The following is a 21,394-nucleotide window of genomic DNA, read 5'->3' as shown; positions in this document are numbered from 1 at the left end:
TAAAAAAATATAATTTTTTCGAAATTTTTATATACTTATCTAAAAAAAAATGATAATATATATAAGTATTTTTATTGTATGTATACAAAATACAGTACTGAAATTATAAAATGATATTAGTAAAATAGGAGGATTATTAAATGACAAATGAAACAAAAGTAAAAGTTGTAACTGCTGATCCTTCAGCATTAGGACTTTTCGGACTAGCAATGATAACATTAGTTGCATCATCTTCTAAGTTAGGTTTAACTTCTGGAATATCTTTAGTTTTACCATGGGCTATATTCTTAGGAGCTACTGCTCAATTATTTGCATGTATAAACGACTTTAAACACAATAATACATTTGGAGCTACTGCTTTTGGTGGATATGCATTCTTCTGGTATGCAGTTGGTTTTACTTGGTTAATACAAAACGGAGTTTTTGGACCTGAATTACAAGCTTCTGCTGATCCTAAGCAATTAGGTTTTGCTTACTTAGGATATTTAATATTCACATTATTTATGACTGTTGGAGCTATGGAAACTCATAAAGTATTATTTATAATATTTGTTCTTATAGACTGCTTATTCATAGGATTAACTTTAAGTTCATTTGGTATAATGGAACACGTTGCTCATCAATTTGCAGCATATTCTGAGTTAGGAATAGCAATATTCTCATTCTACGGTTCTGCTGCTGCTGTTTTAAACACTCACTTTGATAGAGTATTTTTACCTGTAGGAAAGCCATTTGGAATATTTAAAAAGTAATTATTTTTAGAGAGAACTAGATATATTTAATATTGTATCTAGTCCTATTATATTAATATAGATAAAGAGGGCATGCTTTAAATTTAAAGCATGCCCTCTTTTTATTCATTATATGCCAAATTATAAATTTTAATATTTTGTACATACTATTATAGATTAGTTATTAAATTAGAAAGGGTGTTTTAATGATTCTAACTAAAAGTATTAAACGAAATGTAGAACTTATGAAAGAACACCTCCCTTTAGATAAAAGTTTTGACGTTATCCAAAGAGAGGTTATTGTCGGGGGAAAAAGCTGTTACTTATTCTTTATTGATGGTTTTATAAAAGATGAAGTAATGGAAAGAATACTTTCTGGCTTTTTTAAAATATCGGAAAAAGATTTTGAATCCGTTCATGAGTTAAAAGATTTTATACATAAATATATTCCATATATAGAAGTTGCAAAAGAAAACAAATTAAAAAATATAGCTAAAGAAGTTCTCTCTGGACCTATGGCTATATTAATTGACGGTTTTGATGAAGCTATCATCTTAGATGTTAGGACATATCCTGTCCGTGGCATAGGTGAGCCAGAAAAAGAAAAAGCACTTAAGGGTGCAAAAGATGGATTTGTTGAAACTATCGTTTTTAATACCGCTCTTGTAAGACGAAGAGTGAAAGACCCTGATCTTATATTTGAGATGTTTAGCGTTGGTCAGAGATCTAAAACAGATGTAGTTATTGGATATATAGATGGATTAGTGGACAATAAAACATTAAAGCAATTAAAAAAGCAAATAGATGAAATAAATGTAAAATCATTAGTAATGAGTGAACAAAGTATAGTTGAGGCTCTTGTTCAGAGTAGATGGTATAACCCATTTCCAAAAGCTCGATACACAGAACGTCCCGATGTTGCGGCTGCTCATGTTTTAGAAGGTAAAATTTTATTAATAATAGATAATTCGCCTAATGCAATAATACTACCTACTACAATATTTGATTTCTTACAAGATGTTGATGATTTTTATCAACCTGTAATAATAGGGAATTATTTAAGACTAATTAGAAATTTCACATTATTAGCTACACTTATATTAACCCCTTTGTATACACTAGCTATAAGGTATGCATCTGATCTTCCAGTGTGGTTGCAATTTATAACCCCAAAAGACCCATATGATGTTCCTATTTTCCTACAGTTTTTGATTTTGGAATTTTCTGTAGATGCACTTCAACTTGCATCACTTAATACCCCAGGTTCACTAGGTATGTCATTATCTGTTGTTGGCGCTCTTATATTAGGTGATTTCGCAGTACAAACAGGTTGGTTCATACCACACACTATACTATATATGGCTATTGTTGCACTTGGAAGTTATTCTCAGCCAAGTATAGATTTAGGGTATTCTATAAAAATGGTCAGAATACTTCTCTTAGTTTTAACAGCAGCCTTTAATATTTGGGGATTTGCAGCTGGATTAATAATTGCACTTATCCTTCTAATGACAAATAAAACAATAACTGGTAAAAACTACTTATATCCACTTATTCCATTTGAGTACAGCGCCCTAAAAAGGTTAATTTTTAGAGTTAAACTAGATACTAAAAGTGAAGGGAAATAGTATTTTAAATATGATGCCAATACATTGGCATCATATTTTTTCATTGAACAAATTAAATAAAATGTGATAACTTTACACACTTAATTTAATTTGTTTATTTATATTTTATTTAAATTTAATTACTCTTAATTGTAAGTAGTTTAAATAAATTATGGGGGTAATATAATGGGTAACTTTCAAAATATTAAAACTTTAAAACCAAAAGATATAGAAAACAAAAATGCGTATTTAATAGGAGGAGGTATAGCTTCTTTAGCTGCAGCTGTATTTTTAATCAGAGACGGTCACATGGATGGTAGCCATATTACTATTTTAGAAGAAACAGATATCCTTGGTGGCGCTATGGATGGATCTGGCAGTTTCGAAAATGGTTATTTAATTCGTGGCGGCCGCGAAATGGAAGAACACTACGAATGCACTTGGGACTTATTTTCTAGTATCCCATCTTTAGATGACCCAACCGTAACTATTTTAGAAGAATTTAGAGATTTAAACCTTAAAGACCCTAATGAATCTACATGCAGGATTTTAGAAAACTGTGGAGAAAAAGGCGACTTTTCCTCTCTTGGTCTAAATGATCTTCATATAAAACAACTAGCTAAACTTTTCCTTGCAACAGAAGATGAACTAGGGCAAACTACAGTTGATCAATTTTTCGATAAATCTTTTTTTGATACTAATATGTGGTGTTTTTGGCGTTCTATGTTTGCATTTGAGACTTGGCATGGTGTTGTAGAAATGAAAAGATACATGGAGCGTTTTATCCACCTACTTCCAGGTATGAATTCAATGAAAAACATTATGTTTAGCAAATATAATCAATATGATTCTTTTATACTACCTTTAAAAAATTGGTTAAAGTCTAAAGGTGTTATATTTAATTTAAATTCTCAAGTCACAAATTTAAGTATGGAAATTAATGAAGATATAAAAAAAGTTACAGCTATACATTTATTAAGAGGTAAAAACAAAGAGGTAATCAATATAACAGAAAATGATTTAGTTTTTGTTACTACAGGGTCTATGACAGAAAATTCAACTATTGGAAATATGGACACTGCACCTGTTTTAAACTCAGATGAAGGAGCTTGTTGGACTTTATGGAAAAATATATCTAAAAACCATCCATCATTCGGAAATCCAGAAGTATTTTGTAGTGATATAGACAAAAGTAAGTGGGAATCATTTACTATCACATGCAAAGATTCTAAACTAATAAAGAAACTTCAAGATTTAACTGGAAGAGATCCATATTCAGGAAAAGTTGTTACAGGTGGAATTATAACTATAAAGGATTCTAATTGGCTATTGAGCATAACTTGTAATAGACAACCTCATTTTATAAATCAACCTAAAGATGTTATTGTATTATGGGCTTATGGCCTTTTCCCTGATAATATTGGTAACTTTGTTAAAAAGAAAATGTGCGATTGTACAGGTTATGAATTAGCAATGGAACTTTTATATCATATGGGGTTAGAAGATGACATTCCAGAAATTTTAGCTACAATTAACGTTATACCATGCATGATGCCATATGTTACTAGTCAGTTTATGCCTCGTACAAAAGGAGATCGCCCAGATGTTGTACCTAAAGGAAGTGTAAATTTTGCATTCTTAGGTCAATTCGTTGAAATACCTGGTGATTGTGTATTTACTGTTGAGTACTCTGTTCGTTCAGCAATGATGGGAGTATACAGTTTACTTAATATAGATAGAAATATACCTGAAGTACATCCTTCAAAATATGATATACGTTCCATATCCGCAGCAACAAAAACATTGTATGGTAAAAGACCTTTACCAGGCGAATTCTTAATAAAAAAATTATTACAAAACACAAGTCTAGATGGTTTGATCTAAATAAAAAAACAATGTAGTCAGTTGACTACATTGTTTTTTTATTTAGATTCGCTCCTAATCAATAGTTTATGAACGTCTCCATTAACTATTTTATTGAGATTTTCAATTATTTGCTTAGGATTTTCTTCCATTTTATTTTTTATCCACTCTAATAATAAGCCAGTTAGAGAAATCTTATAGTAATTTAAAACAAATTCTTTTTCTATTTGTGAAATGTCAATTTCTTCAGAAAGATCATTTACTACTTTAAAAACTAGCTTATATACAGCTTTATGTACATGCATTTCTAATTGCTTTAAATCTATAGAATTATAAATATTAAAAATCATTTTTTTATTTTTAGATAAATAATTTAAGATTTTTAAAAAACTCTGTTGCCATTCTTCAAATGTAATATTTTCTTTTATCTCTTTATTAATCTCTGTCTTTAAAATCCACTCTAAAAGATCGTAAATATCTTTAAAATGATAATAAAATGTACGTCTATTTACACCACAATCTTGTACAATATCATTAATTGTGATTTTATTTAATGATGTTGTGTTCATTAAACTTTTTAATGATGAAGCCAAAGCTTTTTTTGTTATTTGCGACATAAACAAAGTTTCCTTTCATCAATATAAATATATTATATTTTACCTAAAATGTATAGTCAACGATTACAAAACTCTAAAATCAGAAAAAATAATTTTCAATTTAACAATTCTAATTTTTTTAAATTATATATGTAGTAATATTATTTTACAATTTAGGATAACCTTATCATTGTAAATACTCATTTTTTTAGTTTTACAATTTCTTTTGTATATGGTATACTTAATCAGTTATTTAATATCGGAAGGAGAGTTTTTGACAATGACAAACAAAAACAAAATAATAAACATAGCAGTTATCGCCCATGTCGATGCTGGTAAATCAACATTAGTTGATGCCTTCTTATCTCAATCAGGAGTTTTCAGAGATAACGAAGTTGTAAAAGATTGTGTAATGGATAGTAATGACCTAGAGAAAGAAAGAGGTATAACAATATACTCTAAAAACTGTGCTATAAACTATAATGATTATAAAATAAACATAGTAGATACACCTGGACATAGTGACTTCTCTTCTGAGGTTGAGCGTGTTATAAAGACTGTTGATACAGTTATATTATTAGTAGATGCTAGTGAAGGTCCAATGCCTCAAACTAGATTCGTTTTACAAAAATCATTAGAAGCTGGCCTTAGACCAATATTATTTATAAATAAAATAGATAAGCAAGATCAAAGAGCTGAAGAAGTTGTTGATGAAGTATTTGATTTATTCGTTGACTTAAATGCAACTGATGAGCAATGTGAGTTCCCAATAATATACGGTATAGCTAAGCAAGGAATTGCTAAAAAAGAAATGGACGACGATAGCAACGACTTATCTCCTCTATTTGAAACTGTAGTAAATCACGTTGAAGCTTACCCTGATTATGCATCTGAGCCTTTACAACTTCAAGTGTCTGCACTTGCATATGATGATTATGTAGGTAGACTTGGAATAGGTAGAGTTTACAAAGGAACAGTAAAAAATGGATCTCAAGTATCTGTTTGTAAAGCTGATGGAACTGTTGCTAGAGGAAAAATATCAAAACTTACAGTTTACGAAGGACTTCGTCAAGTTGAAAAAGAAGAAGCATATGCTGGAGATATAGTAGTTGTAGCTGGTATGCCAGATATATCTATAGGAGAAACTATATGTGATTCAGATAATCCATTACCAATGGAACTTATTCATATAGAAGAACCTACTCTATCAATGAACTTCTTAGTAAATGATTCTCCATTCTGTGGTAAGAGCGGTAAATTTGTTACTACTAGACATATAAAAGATAGATTAGATAAAGAATTAGAAGTTAATGTTGGTTTAAAAGTTGAGCCAATGGATACTACTGATGGATTCAAAGTATCTGGACGTGGAGAGCTTCACTTATCAATATTACTTGAAAACATGAGACGTGAAGGATATGAAATAGGAGTTTCTAAGCCAGAAGTTTTATTCATAAAAGAAGACGGAAAATTAATGGAACCTATGGAAAAAGTTATAGTTAACTGTCCAGAAACTTATTCAGGAACTGTTATAAACAAGTTAAACTTAAGAAAAGCTATGATGGAAGCTATGGAAATAGAAGGAGACTATGTTAAAATAACATTTATAGCTCCTACTAGAGGTTTATTAGGATATAGAAGTGAATTCATAAACGATACTCGTGGAGAAGGAACTATAGTTAGATCATTCGAAAGATACGAAGAGCACAAAGGTGCTATACCAGGAAGAACTAATGGAGTTTTAGTTGCTCAAGGTGCTGGTAGTACTATGGCTTATGCTCTTAGTGCACTTAGTGAAAGAGCTCAAATGTTCGTTGATCCAGGTGTTGACGTTTACGAAGGTATGATAATAGGTATGAACTCAAGAAAAGACGATATGGTTGTTAACCCTTGTAAGAACAAGAAATTAACTAACGTTCGTGCTTCTGGTACTGATGATGCAGTTAAATTACAAGCTGCTAGAACATTTACATTAGAAGAAGCTCTAGAGTTTATAGATGATGATGAGTTAGTTGAAATAACTCCAGATTCTATCAGACTTAGAAAAAGATTCTTAAATGAAAATGAAAGATTAAGATATAACAAATCTAGACAAGCTAATAAGTAATTAATAAAAAGGAGCTGTGCATTAACAGCTCCTTTTATTTTATACTTCTACAATTATAGGGAATATACTAGTTCCTCTCTTTAGTTTAACATACAGATGCCTATCAACAGCTTTTTTAACTCGAGATTTCATTACACTCCACTCTAATATATCATTTTCTAAGCATTTTTCAACTTCATTTAATACAATAGCTTTTACATCATCTATTAAATCTGTAGCTTCCCTTGCATATATAAACCCTCTAGTTATTATATCTGGCCCTGCTACTATAGACTTGCTTTCTTTATCTATACCTATAACAATTGTCATCATCCCGTTTTCTGCTAAATATTTTCTATCCCTTAAAACAATATTACCTACATCTCCAACGCCGATACCATCTACATATACAGTCCCTACTCTTATCTTTCCATTTTTTTTAGCAGTTTTTTTATTTAGTTCAACAACTTCTCCGTTATCTAAAATAAATACATTTTCTTTTTTTATTCCTAATTTAACGGCTAAATTTTTATGATGTACTAAATGTCTATACTCTCCATGTACTGGCATAAAAAATTTTGGATGAACCAAGGTATGTATAAGTTTCAATTCTTCTTGATATGCATGCCCTGAAACATGCACAGCCTCTAAATCTTTGTATATTACTTCTGCTCCTTTTCTATACAGTTGGTTTATAACTTTTGAAATAAGCTTATCATTTCCTGGTATAGGTGAGGCTGATATTATAAATAAGTCATTATTTTTTATTTTTATTTTTTTATGTGTATCAAAAGCTATTCTAGCAAGTCCTGCCATAGCTTCTCCCTGGCTGCCTGTAGTTATTATAGTTATTTCATCATTATTATAGTTTTCCATTTCATCAATACTTATTTTATAGCCATCAGGGATATTTAAATATCCAAGCTCTATAGCCACAGCTGATACATTTTCCATACTGCGCCCGCTAAATACAACTCTTCTATTATTAGCTACAGATGCATTAACAATTTGTTGCATTCTATGTATATTAGATGCAAATGTTGCAACTATTATCCTACCTTTTTTACCATTAAAGATTCTGTCTAATGTTTCTCCTATAGTTTTTTCAGATAACGAATGTCCTTTCCTTTCTACATTTGTACTATCAGCTAATAACAGTAACACGCCTTTCTTACCTATTTTAGATATACTCTCTAAATCCATTCTTCTACCATCTATAGGAGTATAATCAACTTTAAAATCTCCAGTATGAAGTATAACTCCTATTGGTGAATGTATGCAAATAGCACATGCATCTGCAATACTATGAGTTACACTTATAAATTCAATTTTAAAATATTCTAACTGAATTAGCTGTTTATCTTCTACTGAATTTAAAGTGCATATATCTAATATATTATGCTCTCTTAACTTATTTTCAATTAGACCTATAGTTAACTTAGTTCCGTATACAGGCATATTTATTTGCTTTAATATGTATGGAATAGCCCCAATATGATCTTCATGCCCATGGGTAACAAACATTCCTTTAACCTTATCTTTATTTTCTATTAAATAAGATATATCTGGAATTAATAGATCTACACCATACATATCTTCATCTGGAAATGATAATCCTCCATCTATAATAATTATTTCATCTTTATACTCTATCACCGTTATATTTTTTCCTATTTCTCCAAGCCCACCTAATGGAATAACTTTTAATTTATCTATATTTGATTTTATTGAACTCTCCATTTAATAACACCTCTCTAATTTTTTTATTCCCTTTCTACTTATTATGTATATTTTTCACATCTATTAGTCTCTTCTTTTATAAATATTGTGATAGTATTTATAATTTATTTAATTTAAAACTGTTGACAGAGTTATAACTTTATTGTATTATTAATTTGTAGTTAATAATAGTAATGATTACTACTTTTAATTTTAAGGAGGAATATATAATGAAAAAATTTGTTTGTACAGTGTGTGGATATATACATGAGGGAGAAACTGCTCCAGAAATCTGTCCAGTTTGTAAAGTTGGAGCTGATAAATTTAATGAAATGTCAGGAGAAATGGTTTGGGCTGACGAGCATAGAATAGGTGTTGCTAAAGGTATAGATGCTGAAATAGTTGAAGGTTTAAGAGCTAACTTCGTTGGAGAATGTACAGAAGTTGGTATGTATTTAGCTATGAGCCGTCAAGCTGATAGAGAAGGTTTCCCAGAGGTAGCTGAAGCTTATAAAAGAATAGCATTTGAAGAAGCTGAGCATGCAGCTAAATTTGCTGAATTATTAGGAGAAGTTGTTGTTGCTGATACTCAAGCTAACTTAAAAGCTAGAGTGGAAGCTGAATACGGTGCAACTGAAGGAAAATTAAAAATAGCTAAAAGAGCTAAAGAATTAGGACTTGATGCTATACATGATACAGTTCATGAAATGTGTAAAGATGAAGCTAGACATGGTAAAGCATTCTTAGGCCTACTAGAAAGACATTTTACTAAATAATATTTTATTGCCATTTCTCAATTCACATAATCCTAGAGTAGCTTAATTATTAGGCTACTCTATTTTATTATTTTTAATTTTAGTTTATAATATAATTTGATTATAAATTAACTTTTTAGGGTATATTTATGATAAAAACAATGATAAGCAGGTGGTATTTTGAAATTTTCAAAACAAAGAGAACTTATACTAAACGCCGTTAAGGACAACACTGTTCATCCTACTGCAGATTTTATATATGATTATCTAAAGAAGGATAATCCAAACTTAAGTTTAGGTACTGTTTATAGAAACTTATCTCAACTTGTAAGTCACGGCTATATTCAAAAAGTTAGTATGCCTGGTCTTCCTGATAGATTTGATGCTAATGTAATAGAGCATAACCATATGATTTGCGACGTTTGTGGAAACATACAAGACATTCATTCAGATATATTAAAGAATATTCCTTCAGCTATTTCTAACGAACTCAATATAGAAATTACATCTTGTACTGTTATACTTCATGGGATTTGTAAAAATTGTAAATAAGGTCATATAATAAGAGGCACTGTATAGTGCCTTATTATATTTTACAATCCAATCATTTTATTATATAATGAATTGTCGTAGTTTTTATAAATATATTCACATATATAGAAGGAGGTTTTTATGGGTATTAAAATAATTACAGATAGTACATCTTACATACCTGCCGAATACATAGAAAAATTTGATATACAAGTAGTCTCTCTTAATGTTTTTATGGATAATGAAAGTTTCCGTGAATTGGACTTAGATAATAAAACTTTCTATACTAAAATGGATGCTTTATCTGAGATACCTAAATCATCTCAACCAGTTCCAGATGAAATGCTAAATAGCTTTAAAAATATAGTAGAAAATGGTGACTCTATTTTAGGAATTTTTCTATCTTCTAATATGAGTGGGACCTATTCTAGCGCTAACTTAATAAAAAATATGATTTTAGAAGATTATCCTAATGCAGATATTAATATAATAGATTCAAAAACAAACTGTATGCAAATGGGATTTGCAGTTATTGAAGCTGCACGTTTGGCCATTGATGGTAAATCTATGGATGAAGTTATAGATCGAACAAATAAAGTTTTATCTAATAGTAAATTTTTATTCTCCCCTGATACTCTAGATTATTTGAAAAAAGGAGGCAGAATAGGAAGTGCCTCAGCGCTTTTAGGATCTATATTGCAAATAAAACCTATTTTAACAGTTACAGATGGTACAACTTCTGTTTTTACAAAAGTAAGGACTAGAAAAAAAGCTATAGATAAACTAGTCTCTACATTTTTTGAAGAAATTGATAAAAAAGGTCTTGGAGATGTAATTGTACATCATATAAATTGCGAAGATGAAGGTATTCAACTTGCTAGTTATTTAGAAAAAAAATTAAATACTACTGTCAAAATCCAGTCTATCGGACCTGTGATCGGTCTTCATGTTGGCCCTGGAAGTATTGGTATAGCTTTTTACACAAACATAGACTAAAAAATAAAAGCCTTAGGAAAATTTCTAAGGCTTTTTTATATATTATCTTTATTTATATACTGTCATCAACTAAGTTTTCAGATATATATGCAGCAACATATAATCCGTACATTAATACTAATAAAACTGAAGTTATTAAAACTATAGTCATATCCTATCACTTCCTTCTTAACTCTAATTGTAGTTTTTCAATGTGAAATCTATATGATTTTGATATGTTTTTTGAATTAATTATTTTTGCTAAATTAAAACTACATATTATTCATTTGAATTTTTATACATATAATTATTATTTACCTTATATATGTTATATCATTAACTAAGATTTTCACAGTTACATTATTGTAATGTTTTTCTATTTAATAATTTAAAAATCATATATGTAATATGTCTTACAAATTTTGATATATTTTTAATCTTTCCAATATTCCTTCATTTTCTTCAAAAAAATTAATCAAATTGTTTATTCTTACTAAAGTTTCTAGACTTATCGTATGTTCTATTTTTTCCGTTTCTTCATGCAAGTATTCATCTAATCCGATTAATTTTAAAAATTCGTATATAGTATTATGTCTTTCTAAAAATTTTTTTCCCATATCTGCACCTAAATCGCTTAAATTTATTGATCCATAAAGTTCATGTGTTAATAATTTTTTTTGCTGTAATTTTCTTACCATATTACTTACAGATGATGGTTTTATATTTAAAGCTTTTGATAAGTCTTTTATTTTTACACTTTCATTTTCACTTTGTAATCTATAAATCATTTCAATATAGTCTTCTTCATTAGGACTTAGACTATTATCTTTCATATATTCTTTAAATGTATAAAACTGATTAAGATCCCTCAAACTTTCTCCTCCTAAATCCAATCTCATATCTACTATATTAGATTTTCATGTAATATATTCTAAATTAATGTAACATCATCATAAAATTTTTCATAATATTTATTGTAAGAAATTTAGCTTAAGCTAAAATCTTTTCTTACTTTATTAAAATGGAGGTATTTTTATGGTAAAGCTTACTGATGTAGATATTTATAGCACCGTTAAGGTAGAAGGACTTTTATCAGAAGGTTACCTAAGAGAGCGAATGTTAGCGCTTGGTTTAACTAATGGTGCTTTAATAGATGTCGTTAGACGTGGTCCTAAAGATAATTTAACTGTATATAATATACGAGGTGCTATGATTGCACTTAGAAAAGAAGAAGGTCAAAAAATTTTAGTTTCATATATATAAACCTTAAATTTAAAGGGGGGAGAAAATTATGGGGTTAACTTATAATTCAACTAAGATAAAATCATTAAAAGATATGTTTAACATAGACAAAAAAGATAATCAATATATAATAGCTCTTGCTGGAAATCCTAATACCGGAAAAAGCACTGTTTTTAATTATTTAACTGGACTTAAGCAACATACTGGAAATTGGCCGGGAAAAACAGTATGTACAGCTAGAGGTGATTTTAAGTATAATTCAAAAGATTTTGCTTTGATTGATTTACCAGGTACTTATTCATTATTTGCAGCATCCCAAGAAGAAATAGTAGCCCGTGATTTCGCTTGCTTTGGAAATCCAGATGCAGTTATAGTTGTGGCTGATGCCACTTCATTAGAACGTAATTTAAATTTAGCCTTTCAAATAATGGAACTTACCGATAATGTTATACTTTGTATAAACCTAGTTGACGAAGCAAGAAAAAAAGGTATTTTTATAAATAAAGAAATTATAGAAAGTCAACTTGGAATTCCTGTTGTTTTAACATCAGCTAGAAGCGGCGAAGGTATGGATAATTTACTCAAAACTTTAGACTCTGTCGTAACCAACTCTTATCACTATAATAATAAAATAATAAAATATGATGAAAATATAGAAAATCTATTGAAAATTATAGAAAGTGATTTATCCTCAAGTATACCTTATATAAAATCTAGGTGGCTAGGGCTTAGATTAATTGATGGAGATATCAGTATATATGACTCTATGAATAATTATATAAGTGGAGACTATAAAACTGAGATCGATAAAATTAAATCAAAATTACCAGATGATATTAATAAAACTTCAATTAGAGACTCTATGAGTATGACTATGTATGGATATGCAAAAAATCTTTATGATAAAAGTGTTATCATAAAAAATAAAAGTAAATTCCATAGAGATGAAAAAATTGATAAAATAATTACCTCTAAAATATTTGGATTACCTCTAATGCTTTTAATGCTTTGTGTAATTCTTTGGATTACTATTGAAGGTGCCAATGTTCCATCAAATCTTCTATCTAATTTATTATTCAAACTTGAACCTATTTTGTATAGTATTTTATCATCTATTCAGTGTCCTTTGTGGTTAAATGAAATGATTAGTTTTGGAATGTACAGAACTCTTGCATGGGTTATTTCCGTTATGCTTCCTCCTATGGCAATATTTTTTCCACTATTCACTCTACTTGAAGATTTTGGTTATTTGCCTAGAGTGGCCTTCAATCTAGATCATATGTTTAAAAAAGCTTGCTGCCATGGTAAACAATGTTTAACTATGTGTATGGGCTTTGGATGTAATGCAGCTGGTGTTATAGGATGTAGAATTATAGATTCTCCTAGAGAAAGATTAATTGCTATACTTACAAATAATTTTGTCCCTTGTAATGGACGTTTCCCTACATTAATAGCTATAGCTACAATTTTTTTCACATATTTTATCAAAAACTCTTTTGTAAGTAGCACTATTGTTGCTCTTTGTATAGCACTTTGTATAATATTTGGAATTGTAATTACTTTATTAGTTTCTTATATTTTATCTAAAACACTATTAAAAGGGGTTCCTTCAACTTTTACATTAGAACTTCCACCTTACAGAACACCTAAAATAGGTAGAGTTATATATACATCTATAATAGATAGAACTATTTTCGTATTAGGTAGAGCGGTAGTAGTTGCAATACCTGCAGGTCTTATTACATGGGTATTTGCAAATATTTATATAGGTGATATGAGTGTATTATCACACGTAGCAAGCTTTTTAGATCCAATCGCAAGCTTCATTGGACTTGATGGGTTTATATTACTTGCATTCATTTTAGGATTTCCAGCAAACGAGATTGTAATACCAATACTATTAATGTCTTATTTAGCAACAGGTTCCATGATTGAATTTGATAGTTTAAATGCACTTGGAGAGGTTTTGAAAGATAATGGCTGGACTTATTTAACTGCCATAAATACAATGTTATTTAGCCTTTTACATTGGCCTTGTGCAACAACACTATGGACAATAAAAAAGGAAACACAAAGTCTTAAATGGACTGCAGTTGGATTTTTAATGCCTACTCTAGTTGCGTTTATAGTATGTTTTTCAACAACTTGTATATTTAATTTATTTGGCTTAGCTTAATTTAATTTATTAAAAAGACTGTTTCAAATTAATTTGAAACAGCCTTTTTATATATCAGCACAAACTATACCTATTATGCCAGGTCCTGTATGTGAGCATATACTTGAACTAACATTTTCAACTATTATATTACTTACATCGAATTCTTCTTCTATTTTTTCTTTAAATGAAATAATCTCAAGTTCATTATCTCCATAAGTAAGCATTACTCTTTTTTTGCTTAAATCATTTCCTATATTTTCTTTTATTGTATTTATTATTTTATTTAAAACTTGCTTTTTTCCTCTTACTTGCCCTACAGGCTTTACAATACCTTCTTCTACAGAAAGGATCGGCTTTATATTTAACATATTTCCTATAGTTGCCTTTGCTAAAGACAGCCTTCCACCCTTTTGTAAATAATCTAATGTATCTACAGTAAAAAATATTTTTATACTTTTCTTAACTTCTTCTAGATGATTGATTATATTAAATACAGGTTCTCCATTTTCAATCATTTCTGCTGCTGATAAAACAAAGCAAGAACTACCTATAGATAAATTTTTTGTATCAAATATATATACCTTTCCATCTAAGTCGTTTTTTGCCATAGTTGCGCTTTGTAATGTTCCTGATGCAGCTGATGAACCGCCTATATAAAGTATATCTTTACCTTCACTTATGTATTTTTTAAAAGTATCTAAAAATTGTATATATGTACATTGAGATGTTTTAGGCATATTTTCACTATTTCTTAACATCTTATAAAACTCTTCTTTGCTTAAATCAACTCCATCAATATACTCTTTATTATCAAATATAATAGTTAATGGAACTACATGTATATCATATTTATTTATCAATTCTTTAGGTATATCCGACAAACTGTCACATACCAATTTTATATTACTCATTTAAATTCCTCCAAAACTATAACTTTACAAATATAATACTTTCTTATATTATGCTTTAATATAATTATAAAGTATTATCACCTGGTATTAATTATAATAGCATATATATTTTTTTATTTCTACTATAATATTTTTCTAAATAAAAAACCTCCTTTTAACCAAAAGGAGGTTTTTTATATTTTTATTTTAGGCTTTCTCTCTTCTTTTTATCTAAATAGCTAACTGCGTTAAGTGCAGCTATTTGCCCTTGCCCTGCTGATTTTAAATATTGATATGGCTTACCTGCACAATCCCCACAAGCATAGCATCCTGGTATATTAGTTTCCATATTTATATTAACTTTTATATGTACTCCTTCAGTTTCTATTCCTGGTACTAAAGCCTTTGGAGAAGCACTATCTTTCATAACAAATACACCATCAACATCTAATTCTTGATTTCTAAGCTTCAATTTATTAACTAAATTATCACCTTGTATCTCAAGCGGAAAATCTTTTATAACATCTATATCTTCATTTAAATTAAGTTCATTTTTATGCATAGGTATAAAATATGTTTTAGCCGCAATTTCACTCAAGAAGTTTGCATCTTCTTCAGCCTCATGATTATAACCTATTACTGCAACATTTTTATCTCTATATAATGGTGCATCACAAGTTGCGCAATATCCTACACCTTTTCCTAAAAATTCTTCTTCACCTTTTATAGGCTTTCCATACTCAACACCTGTAGCTATTATAACAGTACTAGCTTCAACCATTTCATCTCCAGCCATTAATGTAAAGTACTCTCCCATAGCATATACATTATTTATTTTTAACTTAGTAATTTCAATATTCATATCTTCTAAGTGTTGTTTAAATTTATCCTTTAAATCATTTCCACTTATATCATAAAATCCTAAGTAATTATCTATTGATGGAGCTTTAACTAATTTAGCACTTAAATCATCATTTCCAAATAAAATTACTTTTTTATTTCTTATCGTTCCATTTATCGCTGCAGATATTCCTGCTGGACCACTTCCTATTATAGCTATATCATATCTCATGAAATCCACCTTCTTTCAAATTGTTTACCCATTAAATATATGTAATTTAGGGTGCTAATATAACTTAGCACCCTAATAAGTCTAATCATTCAATAAATTTTATAAATGAGCTTCTACTTTAGCTTTTAAACTTTCTTTTGGCATAAACCCAACTAGTTTATCAACTACTTTACCATCTTTAAATATCATCATAGTTGGAACTGTTGATATTCCAAATTTTTGAGCTAACTCTAAGCTTTCATCTATATCAACCTTTACAAACTTAGCATTATTTAATTCTTCTGAAACACTTTCAAATACTGGAGCTAACATTTTACAAGGTCCACACCATGTTGCAAAAAAGTCTACAACTACAACACCTTGATTATCTTCTACTGCTCCTCTAAAATTCCCTGTATTTATTATTTTAGCCATAATATTTTCCTCCTAATATATTTATATATTTATTTTAATTTCTACTGTTTTATTCTTTATTATATTATATTTTATAAAGAACTTTTATTCTGTAACTTTATCACATTTCTGTAAATTAATTACTCTTATTAAGATATTCTAATTATACCCATACAATGTTTTCTAAATCAATTATTTTTTAGCTTTTTAGGTATAGTTATATTAAATTCTGTCCCCTCATTTAATTTAGAATAGACTTTAATATTTCCTTTTAAACTCTTTACAATCATACTTGCAATACTAAGACCTATTCCCGATCCATCAATTCCACTTTCTCTCACAGCATTACTTCTAAAAAATCTATCAAAAACTAAACTTATGTCTTTTTCATCAATTCCTATTCCACTATCTTTTATAGATATAGTACAGTTACTTTCTTTATTATTTACACTTATATCTATATTATCACCTTCATTTGTATATTTAAATGCATTATCTATAAAAATTATTAACAACTGTCTTAACTTGCATTTATCACTTACTACAAAAGGGTTATTCCCATTAAAGCTATAACTAAATTTCTTTCCATGTATATCTGAAATTTCCATATAATCATTACTAATATTTTTTATTAGTTCATATACATCAAATTTTTCTATATTTAACTTTGTTATACTTTCTTCTTTTGTTAAATCTAATAAATCATTTACCATTTTTTTCAACCTTCTATTTTCTTTCATAGCATCTGCGATAGTTTCAATTTCATTACTTATAGAATTTCCAGGATTTTTTAATAAACTTTCTAGTTTGGATGAAATTATAGTTATAGGAGTTCTCAGTTCATGAGATGCATCTTGTATGAATTTCACTTGATTACTCCATGTTTTTTCAATTGGAATAAGTGCTTTTTTAGTTAAGTATAAAGCTATAAAATAAGTTGTTACTATAGCTAAAACTGTTCCTATAAAAAATACAACTAATAATTTATTTAAAAGTCCCATTTCAGAATCTATATTTCTTATAATTTGAATTGTATATCCATTTACATTGAATTTAAGTTCTCTAAATGTATATGAGTTGTACTTATAAGTGTTAAACCCTAAGCCATTACTATTATTATATGGTGTAGAATCTTTAAAATAACCATTCGGAGTAAAGAATTTCACCTTGCTATCTTTGTATATATATACCATATTTTTAGGATCTAACAGTTTTGGAGTATAATATAAATTGTTTACATCTAGTTGCATTGCTATATATTCCAATTCTTCTTTTAAGTGTGTATCTACATTATTATATGTTTGAACCTTAAAATAACTATATATACAAAGTGAAAATATTATTAAAAAGCTACCAACAACAGCTATATTTATTTTTATAAGATTCTTTCTAGTGCTATATAAAATATCATTATTTATCATCAAACATATACCCCACTCTTCGTTTTGTGATTATGTATTTGTGATATCCATATTTACTTAGCTTTTTTCTAAGATTGCTTATATATACTTCAACTATATCTATAGTTGAGTCACTTTCCATACCCCAAATTCTATCAAAAATTTGCTCTTTTAATAATATAGTCCCTTTATTCAAAAGTAAATATTCTAATAAGTTGAATTGCTTATTTGGAATATCTATCTCATTATCATCTATAGTTAATATTTTTTTATTTAAATCAAGCTTCAATCCTTTAAACTCTAAAGTGTTTTTATTGTCAATTTTGCCTTTAGTCCTTAACATTGCATATATTCTAGCTACTAATTCTTCCATGTAAAATGGTTTAGTCAAATAATCATTAGCTCCCAACATAAATGCTTTAACTTTATCATCTAAGCTTTCTTTTGCCGTTAAAATTAACACTAATACGTCTTCATTTTCTTTTCGTATTTTATCTAATATTTGAATTCCATCCATGCCGGGAAGCATCAAATCTAATACTACAAGATCATAAATATTTTGCTTTATAAGAAAATATGCATCTTCACCATTACCTGTACACTCAACTTGAAAATGATTTTCTAATTCCTTTTTAATACTTTTTAATAAACTTAAATTATCTTCTACCACAAGGATTTTCATAATTTTTCCTCCATAATATTTATATGTATATTTTATTATAAAGAGTAAATTTTTTCTATATGTTTAAATATAGAAAAAGTGTTATCTAAAATACTTTAGATAACACCTTTAACTTAAATCATATATTCTTTAAGATAAACACTTGAGAATTCAATAATTTCCTTATGAATAATATTTAATTCATGAAGCTCTCCATTTTTTAAATTATATACTTTATTGGATATTTCATATAGTAAGCAAAAAAAATTTTCACATTCTATATCATCTAGATTATCTATTTTTTCACTTATATCACTAGGTATATTTAATTCATCACTTTCTACACCATAAATTGATTCATTTTTTATATCTTCAATCATCGCCATAACAATAGTTATTATTTCATTTGTATTAAATACACTACTTGCCATTTACTAAAAGTTCTCCTTTTGATTTTAATAGTATAAGTTCTTTGCAGTTTGTCTTTTTATACCAACTACAGTTTTTACAAACTTCTTCGATTATCTCTTCACTTATATTATTATATATCAAATTTTCAATTTTTTCATATATATATATACCTTCTTTTATATTGAAATAATCCATTATTTTTTTATCCATTTCAATTACTTCTTTATCTGTAGTACAAAATTTATAATCTATATTATTAGGACATTTATAACAGACACTATCCAAGTTAGCTGTAATTTTTATATCTTGATTTTTAGATTTATTTAAACTTAAAATAATATCAGTCATATTATCAGTGAAGTCTTTACTATAACCTCTTCCTATAAAAGCTCTCATACAAAGCAGATGGTGAGGTCTAATTTCTAACATGAAAATACCTCTCTTTTAATTCTTTTTTTTACGTTTATTCCAATAGTAGTAGCTAGTGCTACTTTAATTAAATCTACTAATATGAACGGTACTACACACACCATAAATCCTTCCATAAATCCAACTCCAGCTATAAATGAATACCATAATGTTCCTATAGTGTAATTTATCGCAAGAGCTATAATCATAGCTATCATTATAGGTAATATAGCATCATATTTATCACTTATATATCCTATTAATAATGCCATTAATGGAAAAGCCATTATAAATCCACCTGTATATCCAAATAATATACCAGCGCCTCCACTCATTTGCGCAAACACAGGCACTCCTATAGCTCCCAATAATATATATATGACCTGAGTCACAAACCCTTTTTTAGAACCAAGTATTACCCCACTTATTGTTACTGCAAATACTTGCATAGTAAGTGGAACTGTTGAAAATGGAAGTGGTATTGCAATTTGGGCTAAAATAGCTGTTATACTTGCAAACATGGCACAAATTATTAATTCTTTAGTGTTTAGTTTCATATATCCTCCTTATTAGTTAACCATATAAAATAAATAGTTTACATTTTTATTGTACATAGCTTAAAAGGTTTTTGTCAACTATTTCTTTTTAGAAGTTAACTAAAAACAAAAAGCTATTTCAATATAAGGAACTCTAAGTCTCGAACTCATACCTTATATCAAAATAGCTTTTATTTTTATTATTTAACAAATAGTTGTAATAAAACTCCTGCTGCTACAGCTGATCCTATAACACCTGCAACATTAGGTCCCATTGCATGCATAAGTAAGAAGTTTGAAGGGTTTTCTTTTTGTCCAACCTTTTGAACAACTCTTGCTGCCATAGGAACTGCTGAAACTCCTGCTGCTCCTATCATTGGATTAACCTTACCACCACTTAATTTGTGCATTATTTTACCGAATAAAACTCCTGCTGCTGTTCCTACTGAAAATGCTACAAGTCCCATAGCTGTTATTCCTAACGTTTGTGAAGTTAAAAATGTCTCTGCATTTGCTGTAGCTCCAACAGTTAATCCTAGAATTATAGTTATTATGTATAACATAGGTCCTGTTGCAGTTTCAACTAACTTTGGAACTACTCCACTTTCCTTTATTAAGTTTCCAAACATTAGCATACCTATAAGAGGTGCCGCTGTTGGCAATAACCCTATAACTAATATCATTATAACTATTGGAAATACTATTTTCTCTGTTTTTGAAACAGCTCTTAATTGTTCCATTTTTACCATACGTTCTTCTTTAGTAGTCAGAGCTTTTATTATTGGAGGTTGTATAACTGGAACTAGTGCCATATAAGAATATGCTGCAAGAGCTATAGTTCCTAATAGATGTGGTGCTAATTTTCCTGTTAAATATATCGCTGTTGGCCCATCCGCTCCACCAATTATACCTATAGATGCCGATTCAGGACCTGTAAATCCTAATAATATAGCTCCCATAAATGCAAAGAATACACCAAATTGAGCTGCTGCTCCTAGTAAAAGTGTTTTAGGGTTTGCAATTATTGGACCAAAATCTGTACTTGCACCTATGCATAAAAATATTAGAGGTGGATAAATTCCTAATTTTGTTCCTTGATATAAGTAATATAAAAGTCCTCCATTTTCCGAATCGGTAGCTGCTTTCATTAAGTCAACTCCTGGCATATTAGCAAGAAGCATACCTATCGATATAGGTATTAAAAGATATGGTTCATACCCCTTTGCTATAGCTAAGTATAAAAATACACATGCTATTAAAATCATTATTATTTGTCTATAATCTACTATTGCAAATCCAGTGTTTGCAAAGAAAGTCTGTAACATTTCTAACACAGTAACGCCCCCTATTTTCTATACGA

General features: G+C 28.7%; 21 protein-coding genes. 9 read left to right on the top strand and 12 right to left on the bottom strand.

All coding sequences use genetic code 11. From position 1 onward, the window contains the following. The first annotated feature begins 140 nt into the window (after nt 1–140). From VN21_RS13080 to VN21_RS13070, 3 genes are all read left to right on the top strand, one after another. The gene (locus tag VN21_RS13080; protein ID WP_046823637.1) at nt 141–752 is read left to right on the top strand and encodes an acetate uptake transporter; all 612 of its coding nucleotides are present in this window, start codon (nt 141–143) and stop codon (nt 750–752) included. A 185-nt stretch (nt 753–937) separates the two neighbouring features. Continuing rightward, on the top strand, nt 938–2,359 hold the full coding sequence (locus VN21_RS13075) for a spore germination protein (protein WP_046823636.1): 1,422 nt from the start codon (nt 938–940) through the stop codon (nt 2,357–2,359). Between the two features lie 165 nt (nt 2,360–2,524). Beyond that, nucleotides 2,525–4,222, top strand: a complete 1,698-nt coding sequence (locus VN21_RS13070) for an oleate hydratase (protein WP_046823635.1) — start codon at nt 2,525–2,527, stop codon at nt 4,220–4,222. Between the two features lie 38 nt (nt 4,223–4,260). Here VN21_RS13070 and VN21_RS13065 read toward each other — a convergent pair whose 3' ends face one another. Next, entirely contained in the window at nt 4,261–4,818 is a 558-nt protein-coding gene (locus VN21_RS13065; RefSeq protein ID WP_046823634.1) for a TetR/AcrR family transcriptional regulator C-terminal domain-containing protein, read from the bottom strand. 259 nt (nt 4,819–5,077) lie between these two features. Here VN21_RS13065 and typA point away from each other — a divergent pair, with 259 nt between their 5' ends. Next, nucleotides 5,078–6,904 (top strand): translational GTPase TypA, encoded by a 1,827-nt coding sequence (gene typA / locus VN21_RS13060; RefSeq protein WP_046823633.1) that lies wholly within the window; start codon nt 5,078–5,080, stop codon nt 6,902–6,904. Between the two features lie 39 nt (nt 6,905–6,943). On the opposite strand, the gene VN21_RS13055 is transcribed toward typA, so the two are convergent. Beyond that, on the bottom strand, nt 6,944–8,623 hold the full coding sequence (locus VN21_RS13055; RefSeq protein WP_084822157.1) for a ribonuclease J: 1,680 nt from the start codon (nt 8,621–8,623) through the stop codon (nt 6,944–6,946). 209 nt (nt 8,624–8,832) lie between these two features. Here VN21_RS13055 and VN21_RS13050 point away from each other — a divergent pair, with 209 nt between their 5' ends. The 3 genes from VN21_RS13050 (at nt 8,833) to VN21_RS13040 (ending at nt 10,884) form a co-directional block, all read left to right on the top strand. Beyond that, a complete protein-coding gene (locus tag VN21_RS13050) occupies nt 8,833–9,378 on the top strand; it encodes an NADH peroxidase (protein ID WP_046823632.1) in 546 nt (181 codons plus the stop codon). A 159-nt stretch (nt 9,379–9,537) separates the two neighbouring features. After that, on the top strand, nt 9,538–9,909 hold the full coding sequence (locus VN21_RS13045) for a Fur family transcriptional regulator (protein ID WP_046823631.1): 372 nt from the start codon (nt 9,538–9,540) through the stop codon (nt 9,907–9,909). 120 nt (nt 9,910–10,029) lie between these two features. Next, nucleotides 10,030–10,884 (top strand): DegV family protein, encoded by an 855-nt coding sequence (locus tag VN21_RS13040; RefSeq protein WP_046823630.1) that lies wholly within the window; start codon nt 10,030–10,032, stop codon nt 10,882–10,884. A gap of 392 nt (nt 10,885–11,276) precedes the next feature. Here VN21_RS13040 and VN21_RS13035 read toward each other — a convergent pair whose 3' ends face one another. Further along, on the bottom strand, nt 11,277–11,735 hold the full coding sequence (locus tag VN21_RS13035; protein WP_226896706.1) for a metal-dependent transcriptional regulator: 459 nt from the start codon (nt 11,733–11,735) through the stop codon (nt 11,277–11,279). Nucleotides 11,736–11,898: 163 nt separating this feature from the next. Between VN21_RS13035 and VN21_RS13030 the strand changes: the two genes are divergently transcribed. Together VN21_RS13030 and feoB are read left to right on the top strand one after the other, a co-directional pair. Next, on the top strand, nt 11,899–12,126 hold the full coding sequence (locus VN21_RS13030) for a FeoA family protein (RefSeq protein WP_046823628.1): 228 nt from the start codon (nt 11,899–11,901) through the stop codon (nt 12,124–12,126). Between the two features lie 28 nt (nt 12,127–12,154). After that, nucleotides 12,155–14,281: a ferrous iron transport protein B gene (gene feoB, locus VN21_RS13025; RefSeq protein ID WP_046823627.1), complete on the top strand. Its 2,127-nt coding sequence runs from the start codon at nt 12,155–12,157 to the stop codon at nt 14,279–14,281. A gap of 47 nt (nt 14,282–14,328) precedes the next feature. Here the strand turns inward: feoB and VN21_RS13020 are convergent, their stop codons facing one another. The 9 genes from VN21_RS13020 to VN21_RS12980 form a co-directional block, all read right to left on the bottom strand. Then, nucleotides 14,329–15,174 carry a DegV family protein gene (locus tag VN21_RS13020; protein WP_046823626.1) on the bottom strand — a complete coding sequence of 282 codons (846 nt, stop codon included), beginning with the start codon at nt 15,172–15,174 and terminating at the stop codon, nt 14,329–14,331. 181 nt (nt 15,175–15,355) lie between these two features. After that, the gene (locus tag VN21_RS13015; RefSeq protein ID WP_046823625.1) at nt 15,356–16,225 is read right to left on the bottom strand and encodes an NAD(P)/FAD-dependent oxidoreductase; all 870 of its coding nucleotides are present in this window, start codon (nt 16,223–16,225) and stop codon (nt 15,356–15,358) included. A 99-nt stretch (nt 16,226–16,324) separates the two neighbouring features. Continuing rightward, entirely contained in the window at nt 16,325–16,639 is a 315-nt protein-coding gene (trxA, locus tag VN21_RS13010; RefSeq protein ID WP_021433534.1) for a thioredoxin, read from the bottom strand. 167 nt (nt 16,640–16,806) lie between these two features. Further along, nucleotides 16,807–18,039, bottom strand: coding sequence for a sensor histidine kinase (locus VN21_RS13005; RefSeq protein ID WP_046823624.1), 1,233 nt, complete (start codon nt 18,037–18,039; stop codon nt 16,807–16,809). After that, on the bottom strand, nt 18,029–18,700 hold the full coding sequence (locus tag VN21_RS13000) for a response regulator transcription factor (protein ID WP_046823623.1): 672 nt from the start codon (nt 18,698–18,700) through the stop codon (nt 18,029–18,031). Before VN21_RS13000 ends, VN21_RS13005 begins: the two co-directional genes overlap by 11 nt. Nucleotides 18,701–18,813: 113 nt before the next feature. Beyond that, entirely contained in the window at nt 18,814–19,110 is a 297-nt protein-coding gene (locus VN21_RS12995; protein WP_046823622.1) for a hypothetical protein, read from the bottom strand. Further along, on the bottom strand, nt 19,100–19,519 hold the full coding sequence (locus VN21_RS12990) for a DUF1284 domain-containing protein (protein WP_046823621.1): 420 nt from the start codon (nt 19,517–19,519) through the stop codon (nt 19,100–19,102). Before VN21_RS12990 ends, VN21_RS12995 begins: the two co-directional genes overlap by 11 nt. Next, on the bottom strand, nt 19,513–20,055 hold the full coding sequence (locus tag VN21_RS12985) for a biotin transporter BioY (RefSeq protein WP_046823620.1): 543 nt from the start codon (nt 20,053–20,055) through the stop codon (nt 19,513–19,515). The genes VN21_RS12990 and VN21_RS12985 overlap by 7 nt, the downstream gene beginning before the upstream one ends. Before the next feature lie 179 nt (nt 20,056–20,234). Next, nucleotides 20,235–21,359, bottom strand: coding sequence for a sodium ion-translocating decarboxylase subunit beta (locus VN21_RS12980; RefSeq protein WP_046823642.1), 1,125 nt, complete (start codon nt 21,357–21,359; stop codon nt 20,235–20,237). Nucleotides 21,360–21,394: the final 35 nt, after the last annotated feature.

It is taken from the genome of Paraclostridium benzoelyticum (assembly GCF_001006285.1).
GTDB lineage: Bacteria > Bacillota > Clostridia > Peptostreptococcales > Peptostreptococcaceae > Paraclostridium > Paraclostridium benzoelyticum.
Note: the sequence above shows the minus strand (reverse complement) of the source record. Positions and strands in the feature narration are given on the sequence as shown.

Coding starts and splice junctions, on each gene's coding strand:
- VN21_RS13070 (WP_046823635.1), top strand. CDS start 2,525: ATGGGTAACTTTCAAAATATTAAAACTTTAAAACCAAAAGATATAGAA.
- VN21_RS12985 (WP_046823620.1), bottom strand. CDS start 20,055: ATGAAACTAAACACTAAAGAATTAATAATTTGTGCCATGTTTGCAAGT.
- VN21_RS12980 (WP_046823642.1), bottom strand. CDS start 21,359: ATGTTACAGACTTTCTTTGCAAACACTGGATTTGCAATAGTAGATTAT.
- VN21_RS13075 (WP_046823636.1), top strand. CDS start 938: ATGATTCTAACTAAAAGTATTAAACGAAATGTAGAACTTATGAAAGAA.
- VN21_RS13040 (WP_046823630.1), top strand. CDS start 10,030: ATGGGTATTAAAATAATTACAGATAGTACATCTTACATACCTGCCGAA.
- VN21_RS13080 (WP_046823637.1), top strand. CDS start 141: ATGACAAATGAAACAAAAGTAAAAGTTGTAACTGCTGATCCTTCAGCA.
- VN21_RS12990 (WP_046823621.1), bottom strand. CDS start 19,519: ATGTTAGAAATTAGACCTCACCATCTGCTTTGTATGAGAGCTTTTATA.
- VN21_RS13000 (WP_046823623.1), bottom strand. CDS start 18,700: ATGAAAATCCTTGTGGTAGAAGATAATTTAAGTTTATTAAAAAGTATT.
- VN21_RS12995 (WP_046823622.1), bottom strand. CDS start 19,110: ATGGCAAGTAGTGTATTTAATACAAATGAAATAATAACTATTGTTATG.
- VN21_RS13005 (WP_046823624.1), bottom strand. CDS start 18,039: ATGATAAATAATGATATTTTATATAGCACTAGAAAGAATCTTATAAAA.
- VN21_RS13050 (WP_046823632.1), top strand. CDS start 8,833: ATGAAAAAATTTGTTTGTACAGTGTGTGGATATATACATGAGGGAGAA.
- VN21_RS13030 (WP_046823628.1), top strand. CDS start 11,899: ATGGTAAAGCTTACTGATGTAGATATTTATAGCACCGTTAAGGTAGAA.
- VN21_RS13020 (WP_046823626.1), bottom strand. CDS start 15,174: ATGAGTAATATAAAATTGGTATGTGACAGTTTGTCGGATATACCTAAA.
- feoB (WP_046823627.1), top strand. CDS start 12,155: ATGGGGTTAACTTATAATTCAACTAAGATAAAATCATTAAAAGATATG.
- VN21_RS13015 (WP_046823625.1), bottom strand. CDS start 16,225: ATGAGATATGATATAGCTATAATAGGAAGTGGTCCAGCAGGAATATCT.
- trxA (WP_021433534.1), bottom strand. CDS start 16,639: ATGGCTAAAATAATAAATACAGGGAATTTTAGAGGAGCAGTAGAAGAT.
- VN21_RS13065 (WP_046823634.1), bottom strand. CDS start 4,818: ATGTCGCAAATAACAAAAAAAGCTTTGGCTTCATCATTAAAAAGTTTA.
- VN21_RS13055 (WP_084822157.1), bottom strand. CDS start 8,623: ATGGAGAGTTCAATAAAATCAAATATAGATAAATTAAAAGTTATTCCA.
- typA (WP_046823633.1), top strand. CDS start 5,078: ATGACAAACAAAAACAAAATAATAAACATAGCAGTTATCGCCCATGTC.